Annotated in this window: 16 protein-coding genes and 2 tRNA genes; 5 read left to right on the forward strand and 13 right to left on the reverse strand. The window is 51.0% G+C overall.

Annotated features, from left to right (window positions below):
* Positions 1 to 2: 2 nt before the first annotated feature.
* The 4 genes from priA to ABNS49_RS01375 form a co-directional block, all read right to left on the reverse strand.
* The gene (priA, locus tag ABNS49_RS01360; protein ID WP_135979315.1) at positions 3 to 2126 is read right to left on the reverse strand and encodes a primosomal protein N'; all 2124 of its coding nucleotides are present in this window, start codon (positions 2124 to 2126) and stop codon (positions 3 to 5) included.
* A gap of 73 nt (positions 2127 to 2199) precedes the next feature.
* Positions 2200 to 2751 (reverse strand): GNAT family N-acetyltransferase, encoded by a 552-nt coding sequence (locus ABNS49_RS01365; RefSeq protein ID WP_135979316.1) that lies wholly within the window; start codon positions 2749 to 2751, stop codon positions 2200 to 2202.
* The gene (locus tag ABNS49_RS01370; RefSeq protein WP_135979317.1) at positions 2748 to 3614 is read right to left on the reverse strand and encodes a DUF4438 domain-containing protein; all 867 of its coding nucleotides are present in this window, start codon (positions 3612 to 3614) and stop codon (positions 2748 to 2750) included. The genes ABNS49_RS01365 and ABNS49_RS01370 overlap by 4 nt, the downstream gene beginning before the upstream one ends.
* Entirely contained in the window at positions 3595 to 4332 is a 738-nt protein-coding gene (locus ABNS49_RS01375) for an RNA methyltransferase (RefSeq protein WP_168353503.1), read from the reverse strand. The genes ABNS49_RS01370 and ABNS49_RS01375 overlap by 20 nt, the downstream gene beginning before the upstream one ends.
* 99 nt (positions 4333 to 4431) lie before the next feature.
* Between ABNS49_RS01375 and ABNS49_RS01380 the strand changes: the two genes are divergently transcribed.
* Together ABNS49_RS01380 and ABNS49_RS01385 are read left to right on the forward strand one after the other, a co-directional pair.
* Positions 4432 to 5589, forward strand: coding sequence for an AI-2E family transporter (locus tag ABNS49_RS01380; protein ID WP_168353504.1), 1158 nt, complete (start codon positions 4432 to 4434; stop codon positions 5587 to 5589).
* A gap of 85 nt (positions 5590 to 5674) precedes the next feature.
* Positions 5675 to 6562: a putative manganese transporter gene (locus ABNS49_RS01385; RefSeq protein WP_277820730.1), complete on the forward strand. Its 888-nt coding sequence runs from the start codon at positions 5675 to 5677 to the stop codon at positions 6560 to 6562.
* A 30-nt stretch (positions 6563 to 6592) separates the two neighbouring features.
* Here the strand turns inward: ABNS49_RS01385 and ABNS49_RS01390 are convergent, their stop codons facing one another.
* Positions 6593 to 7474, reverse strand: coding sequence for a YitT family protein (locus ABNS49_RS01390; protein WP_135979320.1), 882 nt, complete (start codon positions 7472 to 7474; stop codon positions 6593 to 6595).
* Positions 7475 to 7627: 153 nt separating this feature from the next.
* Here ABNS49_RS01390 and ABNS49_RS01395 point away from each other — a divergent pair.
* Positions 7628 to 7701: transfer RNA gene (locus tag ABNS49_RS01395), tRNA-Cys, on the forward strand.
* 8 nt (positions 7702 to 7709) lie between these two features.
* Positions 7710 to 7797, forward strand: a tRNA-Leu gene (locus ABNS49_RS01400).
* A gap of 122 nt (positions 7798 to 7919) precedes the next feature.
* Here ABNS49_RS01400 and ABNS49_RS01405 read toward each other — a convergent pair.
* The 6 genes from ABNS49_RS01405 to ABNS49_RS01430 all read right to left on the reverse strand — a co-directional run bounded on the left by ABNS49_RS01405 (position 7920) and on the right by ABNS49_RS01430 (position 16137).
* On the reverse strand, positions 7920 to 8621 hold the full coding sequence (locus ABNS49_RS01405) for a Bax inhibitor-1/YccA family protein (RefSeq protein WP_135979321.1): 702 nt from the start codon (positions 8619 to 8621) through the stop codon (positions 7920 to 7922).
* Between the two features lie 96 nt (positions 8622 to 8717).
* Positions 8718 to 10418 (reverse strand): phosphoenolpyruvate carboxykinase (ATP), encoded by a 1701-nt coding sequence (locus ABNS49_RS01410; protein ID WP_135979322.1) that lies wholly within the window; start codon positions 10416 to 10418, stop codon positions 8718 to 8720.
* A gap of 121 nt (positions 10419 to 10539) precedes the next feature.
* Complete coding sequence (locus tag ABNS49_RS01415) at positions 10540 to 12234, reverse strand: proline--tRNA ligase (protein WP_135979323.1); 1695 nt, start codon at positions 12232 to 12234, stop codon at positions 10540 to 10542.
* Positions 12235 to 12249: 15 nt separating this feature from the next.
* Positions 12250 to 13452, reverse strand: coding sequence for a U32 family peptidase (locus ABNS49_RS01420; RefSeq protein ID WP_135979324.1), 1203 nt, complete (start codon positions 13450 to 13452; stop codon positions 12250 to 12252).
* Positions 13453 to 14301, reverse strand: a complete 849-nt coding sequence (locus tag ABNS49_RS01425) for a U32 family peptidase (RefSeq protein WP_135979325.1) — start codon at positions 14299 to 14301, stop codon at positions 13453 to 13455. It abuts the gene before it with no gap.
* A 69-nt stretch (positions 14302 to 14370) separates the two neighbouring features.
* Positions 14371 to 16137: a Na/Pi cotransporter family protein gene (locus tag ABNS49_RS01430; protein WP_135979326.1), complete on the reverse strand. Its 1767-nt coding sequence runs from the start codon at positions 16135 to 16137 to the stop codon at positions 14371 to 14373.
* A gap of 174 nt (positions 16138 to 16311) precedes the next feature.
* Between ABNS49_RS01430 and ABNS49_RS01435 the strand changes: the two genes are divergently transcribed.
* Entirely contained in the window at positions 16312 to 17220 is a 909-nt protein-coding gene (locus ABNS49_RS01435; RefSeq protein ID WP_168353505.1) for an AraC family transcriptional regulator, read from the forward strand.
* Here the strand turns inward: ABNS49_RS01435 and ABNS49_RS01440 are convergent.
* Entirely contained in the window at positions 17212 to 17907 is a 696-nt protein-coding gene (locus tag ABNS49_RS01440; RefSeq protein ID WP_135979328.1) for an HAD family hydrolase, read from the reverse strand. The genes ABNS49_RS01435 and ABNS49_RS01440 overlap by 9 nt on opposite strands.
* Before the next feature lie 80 nt (positions 17908 to 17987).
* Positions 17988 to 21512: a pyruvate:ferredoxin (flavodoxin) oxidoreductase gene (nifJ, locus tag ABNS49_RS01445; protein ID WP_135979329.1), complete on the reverse strand. Its 3525-nt coding sequence runs from the start codon at positions 21510 to 21512 to the stop codon at positions 17988 to 17990.
* Between the last annotated feature and the right edge of the window lie 125 nt (positions 21513 to 21637).

The following is a 21637-nucleotide window of genomic DNA, read 5'->3' on the forward strand; positions in this document are numbered from 1 at the left end:
GTTTATTCCTCCAGCATCAATGGATGCATATTGATTTCCATTTTCACATTGGACCGGTCGAAATGATGGACCAGATCCCACATCACCGTTTCCAAATGCGGCTGACTTTTGTCTTTTACCAGCAGCCGCACGCGCTTTTTCTTCATGCGCATCGAGATTTCAATCGGCCCAAGCACCCGCACGCCGTCCAGTCTTTCTTTCGCCTGCCTGGCGACGCGCTCCGCTTTTTCTAAATCGTCATGCGAGAAAACGATCGTGGCCATATACACATAAGGCGGATAGCTGCCCAAATGCCGATACTGCATTTCACGGACGAAAAACGACTTGTAGTCGTGGTTTTGCACGCTTTTCATGACGTAATGGTCCTGATCGAACGTCTGGATCAGCACCTCGCCTTCCTTTTCGGCGCGCCCGGCGCGTCCGGACGCCTGTTCCAGCATCTCATACGCGATTTCGCTTGCCCGGTAATCCGAGCGAACGAGTCCGGCGTCGGCTTGCAAAATCCCGACAAGCGTCACATTCGGAAAATCCAGCCCTTTGGCGACCATTTGCGTGCCAATCAAAATATCGCCTTCGTTTTCAAATTGTTCGAGCAGCCGGGCGTGGGCGTTTTTTTTCCGCGTGCTGTCCGCGTCCATGCGAACGATGCGAGCTTGCGGAAAAAGCGACTGGATGCGCTGCTCGAGCTTTTCGGTTCCCATGCCGTGATTGAAAAAATGCTTTGATCCGCAATGCGGGCACGTGTGGTCGAAAGCGTACACCGTTCCGCAGCAATGGCACATGAGCGAGTCGTTGGAGCGATGGTACGACAACGCGATCCCGCAATCCGGACACGTGATGACTTCGTTGCAGGCCTGGCATTTGACGACGGGCAAATAGCCGCGCCGGTTCAGCAGCAAAATCACCTGCTCCTTTTTTTCGAGCCGTCTGGCGATCGCGTCCAGCAGGCTTTGCGAAAACCCCTGAACGACCGGTTCCTGCCGCAAGTCGATCATTCGAATCGCCGGCATCGTTCTGGCGATTCGCTGTTTGAGCTCGACCAGCTCGAACACGCCCCGATACGCTCTGGCGTACGATTCAAGCGAAGGCGTCGCGCTGGCGAGAACGACTTTGCAGTGATGATACGCGCCACGCCACAGCACGAGGTCGCGGGTGTGGTATTTGGGCATCATGTCCTGCTTGTAGGACGTGTCGTGCTCCTCGTCCATTAAAATCAATCCAAGATTGGAAAACGGCATAAAACACGCGGAACGGGTGCCGACGACGATTTGCACTTCGCCGGTTCGCACTTTCTCGTACTGGTCGTATTTCTCGCTGGCGCTCATTTGCGAATGGTAAATGGCGATGTTTTGACGAAACCGCGAACGGACGCGGGCGATCATCATCGGCGTCAAGCCGATTTCCGGCACGAGAAAGAGCACTTGCCTGTTTTCGGAAAGCGCTTGCTCGGCCAGCCGCAAAAACACTTCCGTCTTTCCCGAACCCGTGACGCCATGCAGCAAAAACACGTCGTGGCTGGACGCGCTGATTTGGGCGATGGCATCGCGCTGCTCGTCCGTCAAGGCGAACGTCTGGTCTTCCTTTTCCGGCAAATCCAGCGCGCTTTCCTTGCGCCGCTTCTCGACGCGCAAATACCCGCGCTCCAAAAACGAGCGGGCATGCGACTTGGCCAGTTTTCGAAACGCGCTAGCCTTCATTGGCAGCGCATCTTTGAGCCGCTCCCACGTTTCCTGTCCTTTTTTTGTCAAAGGCTGCGTGGAATCGCCGGCGACAAACCAGTCCTCGTACACCACACTGGCGCGGCGGGTGGCGGGGCGCAAAGCGGGTGGCAGCATCGCTTTGAAACAGCTCATCATGCTCGAAACGTACGTATCGGCCATGTAGGCCGCCAAGCCAAAGAGCTCCTCGTTGAGTAGCGGCTGTTCGTCCAGCACTTCGATCACGTCTTTGATGCGGGAAGGATCGTCGGGCTGCTCGCACGCTTCCATGACAATCGCCACAAGTTCGCGATGGTTGAACGGCACTTTGACGCGCATTCCCCGTTCAAGCGCCGCGTCGTGACGGTAAGTGAAAGTTTGATTGAGATCGAGCGCGACATGCTCGATCCACACGTTGTAGAATGGCATACGATTATTGTATACCGAGATCGCCGAGGTGTGCAAACAAATGGCGCGAAAACAAAAAGGCGGTCCAAGCCGCCTAGTTTTCTGAAATGACCGCGCCGGAATTTTCCAGCGACATTTTTGAAATGTGTTCCGTCAGCCGCATTCCCTCAATTTGACACGTCATGCCGGTTCGGGAATGATCGTAAACGAAGCCGCACTTTTCCTGCACCCGTCTCGATTTTTCGTTGCCGTCGAAATATCCGCACCACAACGTGGACAAATGAAGGTCTTCTTTCGCGTACCGGATCAGCGCCGCGACCGCCTCGGGCACCAGTCCCTGCCCCCAGTACGGAACTCCGATCCAGTATCCGATTTCCGCTTCCTGGCTGGAGCGCGTCAAACGGGAAGCCTCGCCAATCATCAAGCCCGCGCTGCCAACCGGCTCGTTCGTTTCCTTTAAGACGATAGCGTACGTGCCGGGCGCCGAAAGAATCGTTTCAATGATTTGCCGGCTGTTTTCCACGCTTGTGTGCGGTGGCCAGCCCGCGCAAGGGCCAACGCGCGCATCGCTGGCGTACCGGTACAAGGAAGGGGCGTCTTCCGTTCGCCACGGGCGCAAAATCAGTCTTTGCGTTTCAAGATTCATAGACGTTCGATTCCTTCCATGTACGTTTTCAAATTGGCGTCCGCCTCGACGCGCGGAACGATCTGGCCTTCTTTTTTCGTGGTGGCCACGACGCAAACGCCCGGACCATGTCCGCTGGTAAACGAGTCGGAATGGACGATGACGCCAATCGACATCGCGCCGCGCAAGTAGTGCGGCCCATAGGTGCAATCGTGGTCCTGGATCGCGACAAAGTCGCCAAAGCGCAGCTTGTCGATGCCGTACTGCTTGTTGGCCGCCTCGTCCTGGGTCATGATGTCGTAGTCGCCTTCCATCATCGTCTGGCTGCCAAGTCCGCTCCCCATCAAATGCGCCGGCACGATCGTGACGACCGGCCACGACAAGGCGCCGTTTTCTTCACGCACCGGCATGGCGGCCAGCAAGTCGGGATCAAGGTTCATCATATGCACGTCGGGATGGTCAAGCAGTTTGAGCCCCTGCCCATACGCCTTGATTAAAAACGTTTCCGTCCCATCCATGTTTTCAATGACGTCCGGCGGAAAACAAGCCATCGTGTGGTCGACGCCGCCATGCGTTCCGCTGACGTAGCCTGTCTTCCCTTTTTGCTCGCCGTTTAAAATCTTTACTTCGTTGCCGACGCACGAGAACGTTTCCAAAGCGTGGTTTTCCTTGGGGCCGGCGTTGGCCATGGAAACGCCAGGCTCGATATGGTCGCCCGCGATGTTCATACACGAATCCCCGATGGCGTGCGAATACACCACGCCGCCGGTCCCGATCGGCATTCGGCCCTTGCCGTCGTAGCCGACATAAAAACCGGATACCCGCGGATGGTCGACTTTCGCGTTGAGCGCGATTTTGACGAGTTTATCTTGATTGATGTTCATGTTCGATCTCCTTGTTCCGTTTGGTGAAGGCGAAAACCGCGGCCGAGCTGGCGGTATCGAGGGCGTTGCGGTAGTCGCGGCCATATTGAATATAGATGTTTTCATCGGCGTGTTTGAGAATCTTTTTCGAAAGACCGCGCATGGCGCCGCCAATCGCGATGCAGCAAGTCGAAGGAAAGTCATATGTCGCCAGCGGGACGGCGTCTTTGCGATGCGCGCAAAGAAGCGGAATATGGTGCTTTCGCAAATAGTCGACGCATTGTTCCTCGCTGGCGTACGCGATGTCCAGTTTTTCGAACGCGCCCGCGCTCGCTTTTAAGATCGTGTCATACGCGTTGGACCAGTCCCGGGGCGGCAAAATGAGCAAATTGGCGCCCGCCGCGTAAATCGTGCGGCACACGCTGCCCAGGTTGTAAGGGTCCTCCAGCCCTTCGATGTAAAAAACCGCGCCGCTTTTTTTCCCAATCGTTTCAATGCTTGGAATCACGAGATCCTCGGCTTCCAGCGCCATGCCGCCATGGGTTTTGGATCCGGTTAGCTCGTCGAGTTTTTCCCGGGGCGTCTGAAGCACGGCCACGCCGGCTTTTTTCGCTAAATGAATAATGTACGAGAAGTCTTTTGTTCGCTTGTTGGGATCCACGTACAAGGGTCCCGCTTTCCGCTTTCCTGCCTCTAAAATCGCCTTGCAGGAAATGGTTCCTTGATAAAATTTGTTCATGGTTCCATTATACGCCGTTTTCCGAAAATGTCCGTTTAAATTGGGTTTTCCAATCGAAAACAAGATGATAGAATAAACACAATGCAGAGGAGGTGCTCGATGCATATTGAAATTTCAAAAGAGATGCGGAAGCGAATCATCGTCTATTCCTCATCTTTGATCCTCGCCATTCTTGCCTATACATTAATCAACCGGTTCGATGAAGTGATGGGTATTGCTGGCCGGATCACCAGTATATTGTTTCCGTTCCTGCTTGGTTTCGCGATCGCGTTCATTTTAAATCAGCCCGTCATGACCTTTGAGGAAAAAGTGCTGGGGCGCACAAAGCTGAACGGGCCATCCAAGCGGATTCTTTCCGAGCTTGTGATTTTCATCATCGCGATTGGATTGCTCATTTTGATTGTCGGCATGGTCGTTCCTTCGTTGATCGACTCGATCAAGACGTTCACGACCAATGTCCAGGAATACTCCAACACGCTGTATGAGTACATGGACTACATCGCCAAAACGTTCAACATTTCCTCGGATATGATTTCGAAGTGGTTCGCGGATCTGGATCTGCTGCCTTCGATTACCGAGGCGTTGCGCTCGTACTTGCCAAAAATCGCGGATTATTCGGTGGGGTTTGTCAAGGAGATCGCCAACTTCATCATCGCGATCGCGGCGGCGTTTTACATTTTGCTGGACAAGGAATCTTTGATTCGCGGAATCAAAAAGCTGAACTATTCGATTTTTTCCAAAGAGATCGCCAACTATTTGACTTTGTTCTCGCACGACGCCAAGGAAGTGTTTGAACAATACATCGTCGGCAACTTGCTGGATTCCCTGATCGTGGGCGTGATTTGCTATTTCGGGATGCTGATTTTCAAGATCCCCTACGCGCCGATGATTGGATTTATCGTGGGCGTCACCAACGTCATCCCGATTTTCGGTCCGTTTCTAGGCGCCATTCCGGTCATTATCATTTTGCTGCTCATCAATCCGTGGTTTTCGCTGATCTTTGCGATCTTCATTTTGGTTTTACAGCAAATCGACGGCAATGTGCTCAAACCGGTTATCCTTGGCGACAAGCTCGGGATCTCGGGTTTCTGGATTTTGTTTAGCGTGACGGTGGGCGGCGCGCTGGGTAGCATTTTGGGAATGTTCCTTGGCGTTCCGGTGTTCGCGCTTATTTACGCCAGCTTAAAAGATTTGGCGCAAATCAATCTGGAGCGAAAAAACATTGAAATCAACGACGAGTCCGGCATTATCCGGTAAACGAAAAGCGCGTGGCGCTTTTTTTGTATCTAGCGTGCAATATTTCGCGGAATGAATACAATGAAACTAGAATTGGAGGGATTTTTTGGATTTTTTCATCGACTGCATCCTGGATGCGGGGCACGACACGTGGCTCATGCTGCCGCTGTTGTACATCGCGTATTTGGTGATTGAATACTTTGAACGAAAGGACTCGAAAGACGATAAGCTGTTTTTCGCGCTGCAAAAGTACGGGCCGCTCGTTGGCGCGCTGATCGGGCTCATCCCGCAATGCGGGTTCAGCATTTTGGGCGCGATGCTCTTTGTGCAAGGAAACATCACGATCGGCACGCTGCTGGCGGTGTTTATCGCGACAAGCGACGAGGCGGTGCCGATTCTTCTCGCCGAGCCCGCCTTGTTTTCGACTTTGATTTTTTTGCTCCTATGCAAATTCATCCTCGCGGTGGCGGTTGGATTTTTCGTCGACCACGTTTTGTTCCGGCACCAGAAGATTTTGCGTTTCGAAGATCTTCCGGAAGAGGAGGACGTGGAAGTGTTCGAGGAGGATGAAAACAACGCGAGCGCCTGCCCTTGCTGCTATCCGGAGTACCCGATGGCGCTAAGCGCCTTGATCCGGACGATCAAGATTTTCGCCTTTGTCTTTTTGACGACAATCGCGTTCAATTTGCTTATCGGATGGATCGGCGAGGCGACCTTGTCTAAATTCCTGCTGACGGGTTCTCTTTTCCAGCCGGTGCTGGCCGCCTTCTTTGGTTTCATTCCGAATTGTGCGGCGACCGTTATCCTTTGTCAGCTGTTCGCGCTTGGCCAGCTGTCGTTTGGCTCGTTGCTGGCTGGATTGATTACGAACGCCGGTCTGGGCTTTCTCGTTTTGTTTCAATATGGCGAAAACAAAAAGACGATCGCCAAGATCGCCTTCCTGTTGTGGATCGTCGCCGTCGTGTGCGGCGTCGCGTTTCACTTGTTCGCTTGACGGTATCGCTCGATATCGTCTTTTTTTGCGCTATTCAATGGGCTGCTGGTAAAAGTTGCCGTAAAAGTTCGCCGTTTTGTACGTGTTGACGATGACTTTGGGATCCGCCTTGCGCACCTGGTCGATGACTTCCCTGGCCTGGTACGAGCTGACAACCGTTTTGCAGATGTAAAACTTTTTGTTGGAGTACGCGCCGTGGGCTTCGATAATGCTCATGCCATGCCGGCAGCAGCTCATAAACGAGTCGATCACAAGCTGGGGTTTGGCGGTCGTGAACTCGATCGTGATTTGCTCGTAGCGCTGATACAAACTGGAAATCGTCTTCGTGGACAAAAACTGGAAGATGATCGAATAGCCGGCTTCCTTCCACCCGAATACGAATCCGTAGCACACATACATAAAGCAGTTGAAATAAAATACATAGTCCCAAATGCCTTTATGGATCTTGTTCGAAACGTATTGCGCGATAAAATCCGTTCCGCCTGTCGAACCTCCCGCTTTGAGCGCCAGAGAAATGGAAAAGCCCCAGAGCACACCGCCAAACAAGATGTTGAGCACCTGGTCGGTGAAGAGCGGTTCGAACTGGCAAAATGTCAGCAGCAGCGACACGAGCGAAAACTGGATCGTGCTCAAAAGGACAAACCGTTTCGAAATGGCTTTGGCGCATAAAAGCGCGGCTGGAATGTTGAGCAGCAAAATCCCGGCCGACGTCGTGAAATCGACGTGGAACAAAGCGAACGCCTTGTGCATAAACAGCGCGATTCCCGTGAAGCCGCCGGAAATGAGATTGCATGGGTCCATAAACACATTGATGATGTACACTTGAAGAAAGGCGCTCACGCACACCATCGCCAAGGACAAGATCAATCGAAAGACTTTGTTTCGATTCAATCTTTTAAAAAATTCAATCATAATGTTCTCCTGATAATCGCTTCCATTATAACAATCTTTTCTTCAGTTGACAGCCACAAATACCAGTCGTTTCTTTTTCATCGAAAAGAGAAGCATTTTTTTCAAAAAAGAGTTGATTTTCAATCGGTGTCATGGCATAATAACTAAGCAATTGGTTCCGTAGCCAAGTGGTAAGGCAATAGACTGCAACTCTGTGATCATCGGTTCAAATCCGATCGGAACCTCCATTTTTTTTGGGGTCGTGGCGAAATCGGCAGACGCAACGGACTTAAAATCCGTTGGGAGTTTATCCCGTGTGGGTTCAAGTCCCACCGTCCCCACCATACTTTTGCGATTTAATTCCTCGTTCGAAGGAATTTTTTTTTGCGTCGACTCCTCGACGTCTTTTTATTTTTCCCTTGATCTTTCCCACAAAAAAAGGGCTTTCGCCCTTTTCCCGTTTGGTTTAGTCGCGGTTGCTGCTCATGCCCAGCAGACGGAGCACGTACAGGAAAATATTAATGAAGTCCAAATACAGCTCCAGCGCCATAAAGATCGCGAATTTCTCCTGCGTCATGCCCGACGTGTTAGCCATCAGCTGATTTGTCCGCTGCACATCCCAGGCCGTGATGCCGGTAAACAGCAGCAAGCCCACGATACTGATCAGCCGGGTGTTCATGTTGAATCCAAACAGCATCAAAATCACCTGCGTGATAATGAGCGCGCACAAGCCGCCAAGACAAATCGTTCCAAAGCTCGAGAGATCTTTTTTCGTTGTAAACCCGATGACCATCAGGCACGCAAAGTAAACCGCGCTCACTAAAAACGCGACGAAAATCGTTCCCAGCTGGTAAACGATTCCCAGGGATGTCAGCGAGATTCCCATCGTGATGGCGAAAACGACAAACAGCACTTTCATCGTCAAGCTTGACGCGCTGCGCATCGCTCCGGTAAATCCAAACGCGATTCCGAATTGCACAAGCATCAAAATCAGCGGCATCGGCCCGCGGATAATGGCGAAATACAAGTTGGTCGCGTACATCAAATACGAGGTGGCGGCCGTGATCAGCAGCCCGAAAAACATCCACGTATATGTTTTCAGAAGCCCGCGGCGCTGCTCGCTCACTCCCGTGAAATTCGAATAGTTATAATCATGATATTGAGGCATCCATTGCCCTCCTTTCCTAAATTACTACTCATTATAACACACGAACAATAAAAACATAGACAAAGGCATACCAAATCGGCATGCCTTTTCAATCAATTAATCTTTGCGAATGAACTCAAGCAGTTCTGTAGCCGCTTCGTGCAGTCCATGACGGTTCATCTTGTCAAAGCCAAGATGCGTGTAAATCTCGCCGACAAACACGCCGTTGTCTTTCAAAGACTGGAACACTTCGTCGATGAGCGGCTCGCACACGTCCTGCTGCTGCATCGGACCGAACGGATTGGCGAAATACGTTGTCGAAATGCCGACTTCCTGCGTCGTTCCCAGCGCCATTCGCTTCCCTTGCTTGCACGTTTCCTTGACTTCTTCCACTTCCAGCTCTTTCAAACCATATTCGTCGGTGTAGTTGTTGGCGTAGGCGAACAAGTCGATCTTGTGGTTCGATACGACCATGCGGTATGGGGCCGCCGGCACGATCATGCGCGAGTTTGGATTTTCCGGCGCCATGAACACCGAACGGTCCATATCCCGGTATGGCGTTCCCGGATCGAGATCGTCCAGACGAATGAACGCGCCGATCTCCGTTCCTTGTCCATACGGCACGCCGTTTTCGATGTGGATCGTTCCCATATCGTCGAATACGACGTCGATGTCTTTAATGATGTCTTTACCAACGACTTTGAGCGCTTCGATCGACTCCGATTTTCCGGCGCCCGAGTCCCCCATCAGCATGATGCCTTTGGTTCGCCCGTCTTTTAACGTGATATTGACAAACGCGCCGTGGATTGGCAGCCATCCCTGGCTCATCATCGCCAGATTGTGCAGCGTCAGCGCCATTTTCTTCATATAGCCGAAATATTCCACCCGCGGATGATCCGAGATCGAACCGACCCAAATATCGTTTTCCGTGTCGTGGTAGAACGTTGTCTCGTTTTTGTTGTCCTCGTTGCCGTACAGCACGATCAAGTCCGGTTTCTCCTTGGCCTCTTCGCGCGTCGCCAGCTCGAACAAGTTGGCCAGGGAAAGCGCCGTCGCCGTGTATTTCGAGTTGAAGTACACAAAGCAAAGCAGCTTGCCAACTTTCATTGGGAAGCAGAACCAGTCGTCTTTCTCGAACCGGAACGTATTGAGTGGATTTTGGTCAATCTCGGTAAACATGCCCGTTCGCTTGCTCGATTTTGGATGCAAAATCATTGGCGTCCGCAGCATGACGGTGTCAATGATCGGAATGTCCTCCAATTTCTTATATTGATCCGGTTTTGTAAATTCCTTCGCCTTATGCACCGAGAAACAAGCGTTGGTTCCCGCCTGCACCTGGCGATACACGAGGTTTGGCCGGCCCTGGACCTTTTCCTCGAACAACCGGTAGGTACGCAAGATCAAATCGTTCAGCGAGCTGTCTTTCTGCACCAAGTTGTTGATTCCAAAATCCGGCGTTTTCTCCGAATACATGTAACCAAACCGCTGCAGCGAACGCCACTCTTTGTAAATCTCTTCCAAAAGCTCCAAAAGCAGTTCGCGCTCCGTCAAATAGTCGCTGTCGATTTCCTCGATTTTAAAAATCGCTAATATTCGCAAGAATGTCACAAAGTTTTCCGTCGCCTCATCCTCCGTAAACTTTCCATGACGAGTGACATAATCATATAGTTTTGGACTTTTTTCTTGAACCGAATGAATAAAGTACCCGATAAACCGTTTAAACGATTCCGACCCGAGAAGGGTCTCGCGATTTTTCGGATAGGCCTTATTGTAATTCAAAATTACTTGTCGACTTCCAATATGAATTTTATTTTGCATTCTATACTACTCCTCCCATAATATAATCAACTATACATGAAACTTTTTGAAAAGTAAATGAAAAGAAAAGAAATTTTCTGAAAGACAAACAAAAAGGTGAAACTGTTTCACCTTTTTCAAATTATTGCCGATAAATCGCATCCAGACGCGACTTCGCTTCCTCGATTGAAATTTCCTCTTTGCCTTCCTTGGCCCGTTCGACCCATTCCACCAGGCCGTCCTTGGCACCGCGGCCCACCGTGATCCGGTATGGCACGCCAATGAGCTCCATATCCTTGAACTTCACACCCGCACGTTCCTTGCGGTCGTCCAGCAAAACATCGTATTTGTTTTCAAGGCAGTACGCGTACAAGTCGTTCGCGCATCCAAGCTGCGTCTCGTCCTTTACCTGCACCGGCACGATGCACGCTTTGAATGGCGCGACCTCCAGCGGCCAAATGATGCCCTGGTCGTCGTGGTGCTGTTCGACGATCGCCGCCATACAGCGCTCCAGCCCGATGCCGTAGCTGCCCATCCAAACCGGCTGCTGCTCGTTGTTCGCGTCCGTATACAGCAAATTCATCGACTTGGCGTACTTTGTTCCCAGCTTGAACAAGTTGCCGACCTCGATACCGTGGTCGAACGTCAGCTTCGCGCCGCACTTCGGACAAATGTCCCCTTCCTTCACCTGGCAAAGGTCAAGCACGGCCTTTGGCGTGAAGTCGTCCACGTTCACGTTGACGTAGTGGTGGTCCGTCTTGTTGGCGCCCACGATGAAGTTGCGCATCTTTTCGATTTGCCGATCCATATACACTGGCACATTCAAACCAACCGGTCCGGCGAAGCCGACTTTGGCGCCTGTCGCCTTTTCGACATCCGCGAAGTCCGCCAGCTCCATTTCCGCCGCGCCCAGCGCCTTGAGCGCCTTCGTCTCGTTGAGCTCACGATCGCCCGGAATGCAGAACGCGACGATGTTTCCGTCGACGTTATACAACAGCGTCTTCACAAAGTCTTCCGGCTGCTTGCCAAAGAACGCGGCCACTTCCTCGATCGTTTTCGCGTTCGGCGTCTCGACAAGCTCCATTTCCTTCTTTTCCTCGGTTGAAGCCTCTTTCGTGTCCATGACTTCCGTGATTTCCAAATTGCTCGAGAAATCGCACCCTTCGCAACCGACAACGATGTCCTCGCCGATATTCGTAATCGCCTGGTACTCTTCCGACAACAAGCCGCCCATCGCTCCGGTGTCAGCCCGCACGATTTTATACGTCAAATCGAAGCGGTCGAAAATGCGGCAGTAGGCGTCGTACATCTTGTCGTATTGCGCGTCCAGACCGGCCTCGTCGATATCGAACGTGTAGGCGTCCTTCATAATGAACTCGCGCACGCGGATCAAACCGTAGCGCGGTCTTGTCTCGTCGCGGAACTTCGTCTGGATCTGGTACAAGTTGTACGGAAAATCCTTATACGACTTGCCGTCCATGCTGGCCGCGATGGCGAACAACTCCTCGTGCGTCGGGCCGAGCACGTACTTTTTATTGTAGCGGTCCAGCAGCGTAAACATGTTGGACCCAAACGCGCTGCGCCGTCCGGATTGCACGTACACGTCTTCCGGAATGAGCGCCGGCATCAGCAGCTCCTGCGCGCCCTTGGCGTCCATTTCCTCCCGGACGATGTTTTCGATCCGGGACAGCACGCGCTTGCCCATCGGCATGATCATGTACATCCCGTTCGAGCTTTTCTTGATCATGCCCGCGCGTACGAGCAAATTGCCGGAAACCGAATCCTCGTCTTTGGAGTTTTCCCGCAATGTATAGAAGAAACTTTCACTTAATTTCATGTTATCCTCTCCTCTTTATTTGATTTTACGGATCATCGCGTCTTTCTCGATCGGTCCGTCCCATTTAGTATACACGATTTGCATCGGTTTATTGCAAACTTCGAGTTCAAAACCATCTTCATCGGTGATTTTGCCAACTTCGATTGCGGTGCTCGAAATATTCGGCCCGAAAATCTCCAGCGTCGAATACGGGCGGAAGTGGTTTTTCACCTGCAAGACAGCCGTTTTGGTGAATGGATCGAAGTCGAGCACCGAAGCCACGTATTCCTGCGTGACGATTTCATCGTGATCCACGTACAACTGCACATTCTCGTCCGGGATCCCCCGATAAAAGCCTGGCCCGGTCGGCCGGTTTTCCGCCTTGCGGATCTCGCGCTCGATGGCTTCAATGTCTTCCGCTTCCAAGTGGCCTTTCTCGTAAATCATGTCAATGAGCCGCCGATAGCTGGAAACGACCGTCGCCAAATAGTACGCCGATTTCATGCGCCCCTCGATTTTCAGCGAACTGACACCGCATTGGATGAGCTTTTCGACGTATCGAACCGCCTGCAAGTCTTTGGAAGACATGGAAAACAAATCGGATGGATCCGAGATTTCCGCGCCTCGCTCCATCAAATGGTACTTCCAGCGGCAGCTTTGCGCGCAGCCGCCCCGGTTGGCGTCGCGCAAAGTCATATGGTTGCTTAAAACGCAACGTCCCGAATACGAGATGCACATCCCGCCGTGGATGAACACTTCGATCGGCAAAATGTTTTTCTCGCAAATCGCTTCCACTTCGTCGAGCGTGCATTCCCGGCCTAAAACGACCCGATCCACACCCTGTCCTTTCCAAAAGCGAACCGCCGCCGAATTGGTGGACGAATGCTGCGTGGAAACGTGGATCTCGTAATGGCATCCAAGCGCTTTCGCCCGTTTCATGATCGCGGGCGACGCCACGATGATCGCGTGGACACCCGCTTTGTCGAGCGCTTGCAAGTAGTCGCTCAAACCATCAAGATCTTCATCGTGCGGCAGCAAATTCACCGTCACGTGGACTTTGGCTTGGTGAGCGTTGGCGAAGCGCACGAGTTCGGCGATGTCGTCCAGTGTGAAATTGGAAGCGCGGGAGCGCAGGGAAAACTGCTTTCCGCCAATGTACACCGCGTCGGCTCCATATAAAATCGCGATTTTCGCCTTTTCAAGATTTCCGGCTGGCGCCAGCAATTCGATTTTTTCCATTTAATCCACCTTCTTCTTGACTGTCGTCTGCCCATACCAGCGATCGCTTCCCGCCAAAGGGCGCGCCGGCTGTCCGCCCGCCAAAACCGCCGCGTACGCTTTGGCGGCCTCGATGATTTCCTCGTCATTCAAAAACAAGGAGTCGAGCCGAAACCGCCGGACTCCCGCGTCGTAAAGCGCTTGAATGTAATCCAGCGACTGAATTGGCTCGGCCGAGAATACGTGGGTTCCGCTTTCATCTTCCAAAACAGGCATCGCTTCGTCGCGGGTTTGCTCGACAAGATCATAGCGATCGCTCTTTTTTTCTTTGCCGATATGACGCAAATAATTGGTCACAAGCGGACGGCGCGAATACAAAATGGAAAAGTAGCCGTGAATCAAAATTTCCGCTTGCGGACAGTTTTGAACGATGCCCACGATTTCCTCGAGCGAGAGCTCGTGGGCGAGCGACACGCTTTTTACGCCCAAATCGAGGTAAAAGCGAACGTCTGGCGTATTGGTCACGAGCGTTTCGGGTTGATAAACGAGTTTCTCCTGCAGACCGAGCCGCTGCGCGATTTCAAACACGCCCTCGTCGGCGTAATAAATCGCGTCCACATCGACGTCTTTGAGCGCCTGCAAAAAATGTTCTAACCCGTCGACTTCCTCTTCCATAAACAGCTTGAGCGCGTTGACGGCCATTTTCAAGCCGTGTTGCTCGCAGGCCGCTTTCCAGTCGGCGAGCGAGTCGATCGGTTGTTTGGCTTCGCTGCGCAGCGAAAAGCCTTCAAACGCCACCACGACTGTGTCGATGGGGCTTGCCTGAAAGGCGGGCAAAGACGCCATGGACTGTATCGTACTAATAAACATGGACTGGTTTCCTTTCTATTCGTTGAAACGAGAAAAACCCGATTGGACAATCGAGTTGTTTATAAAGCATCAAATTCCGTATTTCTCGTCGTACTCTTTGAAATATGTCGCGTACTCGCCGGTCTTTTCGCGGCGGTACTGGCTTAAATACGCGTGAGAATCGTAGTCGGATGTCGCCATTTCGAGCAGACACACCGCGACATTCGAGCAATGATCCGCGATGCGTTCCAGATTGTTGAGCAGCTCGCTGTAGTAAATGCCCTGATCGAGCGAGCAAATGCCATCGCGCAGACGCTGGACGTGGCGCATCTTGAGCTCGTCGCATAAAATGCTGATGAGATCTTTTAACGGTTCGACATGTTTAGCTGTGTCCATGTCCTGATTTTCGAACGCGTCGATCGTCAAGTCCATAATGTCCTTGGTCGCGCTTTCCAAAATCGAAAGCTCGTGTTCCGCCACCGACGAGAACCGGATTCCTTTTTCAGACATGTCCTTGCCGATGTGGGCGATATGGTAGGCGTGGTCGCCGGTACGCTCGAAATCGCCAATGCAGTGCAAATATTCGGACACTTCTTTGGATTGGATCTCCGTCATTTCCTTTCCAGTCAGCTGGATCAGGTAAGCGCCGATTTTGTCTTCGTACTTGTCAACTTTCTTTTCCCTGTTTTGCACTTTTTTATACAGCTTGTCGGAGAAATCGCCATACAGCGTAAACGCGCGGCTCAAATTTTTCAAACAGCTTTTCGCCATCATGACAATCGAGCGGTGGCACTGGTTGATGGCGATGGCCGGATACGACAGGAATCGCTCTTCGAGAAGCTCGAAATCGTCGTCTTCGTCGTCATCCTCGTCCTTTCCGGGTACAAGCAGCGTCACGATTTTCTCAATGCCTTTGACAAACGGGAGCAAAATGATCATCGCGGCGGCGCGGTACACCGTGTTGAGCAGGGCGACCGAGAACGGCGACATGGTCATTGAGTAAAAATCAAAGTGGACGAACGCATTCACGCTGTAAAACAGCGTGGTTCCTAAAATCATCGCGAAAACATCGTTGATCAAATAAACGAGCGCCGTTCGTTTTCCGTACTTGTTCGTTCCCATCGCCGACAGCAAAACCGGGCAGGCGGCGCCGATGCCGATTCCCATGATCATTGGATAGGCGGACTGGAAGACGATCGCGCCGGTTACCGACAAAGCCTGAAGCACGCCGACGGCCGCGGATGCGGATTGAAGCACCGCGGTCAGCGCGATGCCAAACACAATGCCAAGAACCGGATTGGTAAACGAAGTCAGCATGGAAACGAAAGCCGGCGAATCTTTCAGCGGCGCCACCGCGCCAGACATCGTCTGCATGCCGATCATCAAGATCGCGAAGCCAAGCATGATATTTCCCAGCTGCCGATACACGTCTTTTTTAAGAAAGGTGCGGAAGATGATTCCAAGAATCGCGACGATTGCCGAGATGGTCGCGGTCGACAAAAGCTGGGCGATTCCCTGCTGTCCGTCGATGTACGACAAGCAGAGGATCCATCCGGTAATACTTGTACCGATGTTCGCTCCCATAATGATGCCAATCGCCTGCGCGACTTTCATCATTCCGGAATTGACGAAACCGACGACCATGACGGTCGTAGCGGAAGACGACTGGATCACGGCGGTGACGGCCGCTCCCAGCAAGAGACCTTTGAGAGGCGTGTTCGTGAGTTTGTATAAAATGAGTTCGAGCTTGTTTCCGGCCATTTGTTTCAGCCCGTCGCCCATCACGCTCATTCCATACAAAAACAGCGCCACCCCACTCAGCAAGGTCAAGACCAACACGATAGTATTTATGTCCATTGTTGCCTCCTAAAGTGTCTTTTTACTAAACAAGGCTATTATACCTGAAACGTTGATGAAAAGTAAATGATCTGAAAAATGGATTGTTTTCCGGGAAAAAACTTTTTTCGTCAATCCCCCTTTATTGACTCTCGCAAGGGTTGTTTTATAATGGAAACAACAGGTAAAAAAAATATGAACAAATACTCTCAACTGAAAGAAAAAACCGCGCACGGCACCAAACGCAAGCCCATTTGCCACTTGATGTTCGACATCAAAAACCAGCAGTCCATCTATCCGGATAATTTTTTCGTGGACCGGCACTGGCATCCGGAATGCGAGATTCTCTACGTGGAAAAAGGAATGCTGGAATTGGAGCACAACTTGAATAAACGCGTCTTGCATCAAGGCGATATCGCGTTGATCGACCCCGAGGATTTGCACGAGGTGACGGGATGCTCGAACGACACGATCCACCACGCGATTCTTTTTGATCCTTTGCTGCTGTCGACAACAATGAAAGACGCGTTTCAGGAAGATATCGTCGACCACTTTCTGGAACGGCGCGTCGGATTCACGACAGTGCTCTCCGCGGATCGTCTGGCGTACTCGCTGGTGGAAGCGCAAGTCAAGGATTTGATTGAGTGCCTGTCCCACGAAACGGAGTACTCCTACTACAAAGCCAAGGTCATGCTGTTTCAGTTGTTTTTGACTTTTTACGAAATGAAGCTGTTTATTCCAAAAAACGCCAATTTGAACGAGGAGCAACGTCTTGGCATCGACCGCTATAAGACGATTCAAATGTACATTGAGGAGCATTACAAAGAGGAGATCCATCTTGAGGAGCTGGCCGCCTTGATCGACTGCTCGGAAAATTACGTGGGCCGGCTGTTCAAGCGCATTCAGCACGACTCCCCGATCCACTATTTGATCCAGTATCGAATCGAAAAAGCGTGTGAGCTGCTGAAGAACACGACCTTGTCCGTGCTGGACATTAGTTTGGAAGTTGGCTTTACCAATGTTTCCTACTTCATCCGCCAATTCAAGGAATACAAAAAAACGACGCCTTTACGATATAGAAAAAGCTTTCAGTCTTCACGCTGAAAGCTCTTTTAATAATTCAATTAACTGCTTTTCGGAATAGACGACATAGTCCGCCGCTTCTCCTTCGGGACCATGGTGGCGGTTGAAGTGGATCGTTTTCATGCCGACGTTTTTCGCGCCCTCCATATCATTTCCATACGAATCGCCGATATAGTACCAGTCCATCGCGTTTTCGTTCAACGTATCCATCACTTCGGTGAACGCTCTTGGATCCGGCTTGGCGTAGCCGATCTTTCCGCTTGTGAACACGTGGGACGGATGAAAGTAGTCAAACACGCCCAAAGTTGACAGTTTGGCGTATTGATGGCCATGATCTCCGTTGGTCAAAATCGCCAGATCCGCGTCGGTTTCCTGAAAAAAGTCGACAAGCTGCGGGTCCATCGCGATATTTTTTTGATAATCGCGGTACATCTTCTGAAATTCGTCCGCGAACGCGTCATCCACCGGAATGCCGTAACGGCTGCATACGGTTTTAATGCGGTGGCGTCCGGATTCGTCAATCGAAATTTTTCCGGTCTGGATTTGATCAAAGATCTCGTCTCCCGCCTTTCGATAATCCAAATAAAACCGTTCCATGTCGATTGGATCCAGCTGTCCGTCGGCGAATAAATGGCTCGCGCTCATTCGAAACGGCCAGGAAAGATCGTATAAAGTATCATCACAGTCAAAACATAGTTTCAATTTCATATCCAAAATACTACACGCTTTTGCCGGTGTTGTCAAAACCAACGCAAAAAAGACAGTCGTGAGACTGTCTTTCAAGCGAATTAAATACCTTCTTTTTCAATCGCAAGCAACCGCTCGTGACGACGTTTCGCATCGCTGATCGCTTTCGCGAACATCTGATCGGCCGCTTCTTTGCCTTTCAGTTTCACGAGTTGCGCGAAACGGTTTTCCTTCATCATGAAGGCTTCCATCTTCGAGTAGTCTGGCTCTTTCTTCGTGTCGATTGTCAAAGGTTTTTCTTTTCTTGGGTCGTAACGGTAAATGTCAACGTATCCGCATTCAACAGCTTCGCGCTGTACTTGCTGATGGTTTCCAAGTCCGCCTTTGATTCCGTGCTCAACGCATGGTGCGTACGCGATGATCAAAGATGGTCCATCGTAGCTTTCCGCTTCCTGGAAGGCTTTCAATGTCTGCATCTTGTCTGCACCCATACATACCGATGCCACGTATACGTGACCGTAAGTCATGGCAATCTGACCGAGATCTTTCTTGGCTGTCGTTTTACCGCCGGCCGCGAATTTCGCGATCGAGGAACGCTGGCTCGATTTCGAGGACTGTCCACCTGTGTTCGAGTATACTTCCGTATCCAGAACGAGGATGTTGACGTTGACATTGTTTGCCAATACGTGGTCTACTCCACCGTATCCGATATCGTATGCCCAGCCGTCGCCACCGATGATCCAGTTCGATTTTGTAACCAGATCGTACTCGGCAAGCGTTTTAACATCTTCTTCAACATCCGCTTTCGCAACGAGTTCTTTGATTTTCGGTGCGAGTTCGCGTTGTTTTTCGCGGTCGTTTCCGGCTGCCAAGTATTGTTCGAACAAGTCTTTCAGTTCAGGAGTTACCTTATCCAGGTTTTCTTCCATGATCTTGTATACTTTCGAAGCGGTGTAGTTGTTGGCCAAAGCCATACCGTAACCGAATTCGGCGTTGTCTTCAAACAGCGAGTTTGCCCATGCCGTTCCGTTTCCGTCTTTATCTTTGACAAATGGAGTCGAAGGGTTGGCGCCACAGTAGATGGACGAGCATCCTGTCGCGTTGGCAATTTGCATGTCTTTACCGAACAGCTGCGAAGCCAGACGGTAGTATGGAGTTTCACCACATCCAGGGCAAGATCCAGGAACCTCGAAGTAAGGCATCTGGAGCTGGCTTCCCTTGATCATTGTTTTCGGGAACAGATCCGATTTGTATTCTGTTTCTTTGAACAGGTAGTCTGCCAGAGGGTCGAGATACAGCTGCGAGTTGATATCCGCCATCTGAAGCGCTTTGTTTCCGCCTTTTCCAGGGCATTCGCTGACGCAAAGACCGCATCCGACACAGTTCGAAGGCGATACTTGTACACGCCAACGCAGATCCGTGTTTGGTTTTCCCATCAAAGGCAACGTAGCGAATCCTTCAAATTCTTTTGGCGCGTTCGCGATTTCTTCCGGAGTCAGAGCGAATGTACGGATCGTCGCATGAGGACATACGAACGAGCAGAATCCACACTGGATACAGTTTTCCGGAATCCATTCTGGAACGTTTGTCGCGATTTCACGTTTTTCCTTGAACGCGATGTTGTTTTGCATCGTACCGTCAAGCACTTTGTTTTTCGTGAAGGCGCTGACCGGCATGTCGTATCCTTCAAGAGCGTTGATTCTCGAAGCGTATTCATCCCAGTAAGGATCACCGGTTTCTTTGCGCAGGCTTCCGCTAGGCAGTTCGGCCCATGCAGGATCTACGGCAACTTCTACGACGCCTTCTTTTCCGGCGTCAATAGCGCGGTAGTTCAATTCAACGATCGCGTCGCCTTTTTTGCCATACGATTTCTTAGCGGCCGCTTTCATCAATTCAACGGCTTTGTTGATTGGCATGATTTGCGGGTTCAAAGCGAAGAACGCCGACTGCAAAATCGTGTTCGTACGACGTCCCATGCCGATGGTTTCGGCGATAGCCGTCGCGTCGATGATGTAGAATTTCGCGTGTTTTTCTGCCAGTTCCTTCTTCAGACGGTTTGGCATGTGTTTTACAACTTCTTCCGGCGAGAATGTCGTGTTCAACAGGAACGTTCCGCCGTCTTTCAGGTTTCTTGCCAGATCGTATTTGAACATGTACGAGTCAAGCGAGCAGGAAATGAAGTCCGCGTTGTTGATGTAGTAAGTCGAGTGGATCGGGCTGTTTCCAAAACGCAAGTGGGAACGCGTTACACCACCGGCTTTTTTGGAGTCGTACGCATAGTAACCCTGCGCATACATATCCGTGTTGTCACCAATGATTTTAATCGACGATTTGTTGGCGGATACAGTACCATCCGAGCCAAGACCCCAGAACAGACACTCTGTGGCATCGCCTTTGATTTTGTATGATTTGTCCACTGGCAGCGAAGTCATCGTTACGTCGTCTTCGATACCGATCGTGAAGTTTTCTTTTGGTTCGTCTTTTTGCAGTTCGTCGTAAACCGCTTTGATTTGGTTTGGCTCCGTGTCGTGGCTACCAAGACCATAACGTCCGCCGACGATGTCGATGTCTTTGCCTTTCAATGCGGCCAAAACGTCGAGATACAGCGGATCGCCCATCGCTCCGCCTTCTTTCGTACGGTCGAGAACGGCGATTTTCTTTACGGTTTCAGGAAGAACGGCTTCCAGATATTTTGTCGAGAACGGACGATACAGATGCACTTTGATCAATCCGACTTTCTCGCCTTTGCTGTTGAGGTCGTTTACGACTTCAAGCGCTGTTTCCGTAACAGAACCCATCGCAACGATCACGCGGTCTGCGTCTGGCGCACCAACGTAGTTGAACGGCTTGTAGTCGCGTCCAGTGATCTCGGAGATCTTCGCCATGTAGTCGGCTACGACATCCGGTACGTTTTCATAGTGCTTGTTTCTTGCTTCCACGCCCTGGAAGAAGATGTCATCGTTTTCGTTTGCGCCACGCGTAACAGGGTTTGTGTGTGGCTGCATTGCGTTTTTGCGGAATGCGTCCAGCGCTTCCCAATCAATGAGTTCCTTGTATTTGTCTGTGTCGAACACTTCGATTTTATCCACTTCGTGCGAAGTACGGAATCCATCAAAGAAATGAACAAATGGAACATGACATTTGATCGCCGTCAAATGAGCGACACCGGCCAGATCCATAACTTCCTGAACCGAGTGGCTCGAAAGCATTGGAACACCAGTCTGGCGGATCGCGTAAACGTCTTCATGATCGCCGAAGATGTTCAAAGAACGGCTTGCCAGTGAACGGGCCGCAACGTGCAGAACGACCGGAAGGTTTTCTCCGACCCATTTATAAATGTTCGGGATCATCAACAACAAACCTTGGGATGCCGTGAATGTCGTTGGCAATACACCCGCCTGAGCGGCACCATGAACCGCTCCGGAAGCTCCGGCTTCCGATTGTAATTCGGCAATTTTTACAACTTCGTCAAAAGCGTTTTTTCTACCTTGACTTGCCCAGACATCCATTACTTCGGCCATTGGCGAAGATGGGGTGATTGGGTAAATACAGCTCATTTCAGTAAGAGCATAGGCATTATGGGCGGCAGCAGTGTTACCATCCATAGATTGAAACTGTTTTGCCATTAAAGTATTTCCTCCTTCGTTATGTAAATACACAATACATAGCAGTATCATTATAATTCTTTTTATCTCGTTTTGAAAGCGATTTTTTTAAGAAAACCCGGGAGTTTTCAACCCAAAAACAGTGA

It is taken from the genome of uncultured Dubosiella sp. (assembly GCF_964018005.1).
In the GTDB taxonomy this organism is placed as follows: domain Bacteria; phylum Bacillota_I; class Bacilli_A; order Erysipelotrichales; family Erysipelotrichaceae; genus Dubosiella; species Dubosiella muris.

Excerpts from the sequence above, each read along its gene's own strand:
- priA (WP_135979315.1), bottom strand. The coding sequence starts at position 2,126 with ATGCCATTCTACAACGTGTGGATCGAGCATGTCGCGCTCGATCTCAAT.
- ABNS49_RS01365 (WP_135979316.1), bottom strand. The coding sequence starts at position 2,751 with ATGAATCTTGAAACGCAAAGACTGATTTTGCGCCCGTGGCGAACGGAA.
- ABNS49_RS01370 (WP_135979317.1), bottom strand. The coding sequence starts at position 3,614 with ATGAACATCAATCAAGATAAACTCGTCAAAATCGCGCTCAACGCGAAA.
- ABNS49_RS01375 (WP_168353503.1), bottom strand. The coding sequence starts at position 4,332 with ATGAACAAATTTTATCAAGGAACCATTTCCTGCAAGGCGATTTTAGAG.
- ABNS49_RS01380 (WP_168353504.1), top strand. The coding sequence starts at position 4,432 with ATGCATATTGAAATTTCAAAAGAGATGCGGAAGCGAATCATCGTCTAT.
- ABNS49_RS01390 (WP_135979320.1), bottom strand. The coding sequence starts at position 7,474 with ATGATTGAATTTTTTAAAAGATTGAATCGAAACAAAGTCTTTCGATTG.
- ABNS49_RS01405 (WP_135979321.1), bottom strand. The coding sequence starts at position 8,621 with ATGCCTCAATATCATGATTATAACTATTCGAATTTCACGGGAGTGAGC.
- ABNS49_RS01410 (WP_135979322.1), bottom strand. The coding sequence starts at position 10,418 with ATGCAAAATAAAATTCATATTGGAAGTCGACAAGTAATTTTGAATTAC.
- ABNS49_RS01415 (WP_135979323.1), bottom strand. The coding sequence starts at position 12,234 with ATGAAATTAAGTGAAAGTTTCTTCTATACATTGCGGGAAAACTCCAAA.
- ABNS49_RS01420 (WP_135979324.1), bottom strand. The coding sequence starts at position 13,452 with ATGGAAAAAATCGAATTGCTGGCGCCAGCCGGAAATCTTGAAAAGGCG.
- ABNS49_RS01425 (WP_135979325.1), bottom strand. The coding sequence starts at position 14,301 with ATGTTTATTAGTACGATACAGTCCATGGCGTCTTTGCCCGCCTTTCAG.
- ABNS49_RS01430 (WP_135979326.1), bottom strand. The coding sequence starts at position 16,137 with ATGGACATAAATACTATCGTGTTGGTCTTGACCTTGCTGAGTGGGGTG.
- ABNS49_RS01435 (WP_168353505.1), top strand. The coding sequence starts at position 16,312 with ATGAACAAATACTCTCAACTGAAAGAAAAAACCGCGCACGGCACCAAA.
- ABNS49_RS01440 (WP_135979328.1), bottom strand. The coding sequence starts at position 17,907 with ATGAAATTGAAACTATGTTTTGACTGTGATGATACTTTATACGATCTT.
- nifJ (WP_135979329.1), bottom strand. The coding sequence starts at position 21,512 with ATGGCAAAACAGTTTCAATCTATGGATGGTAACACTGCTGCCGCCCAT.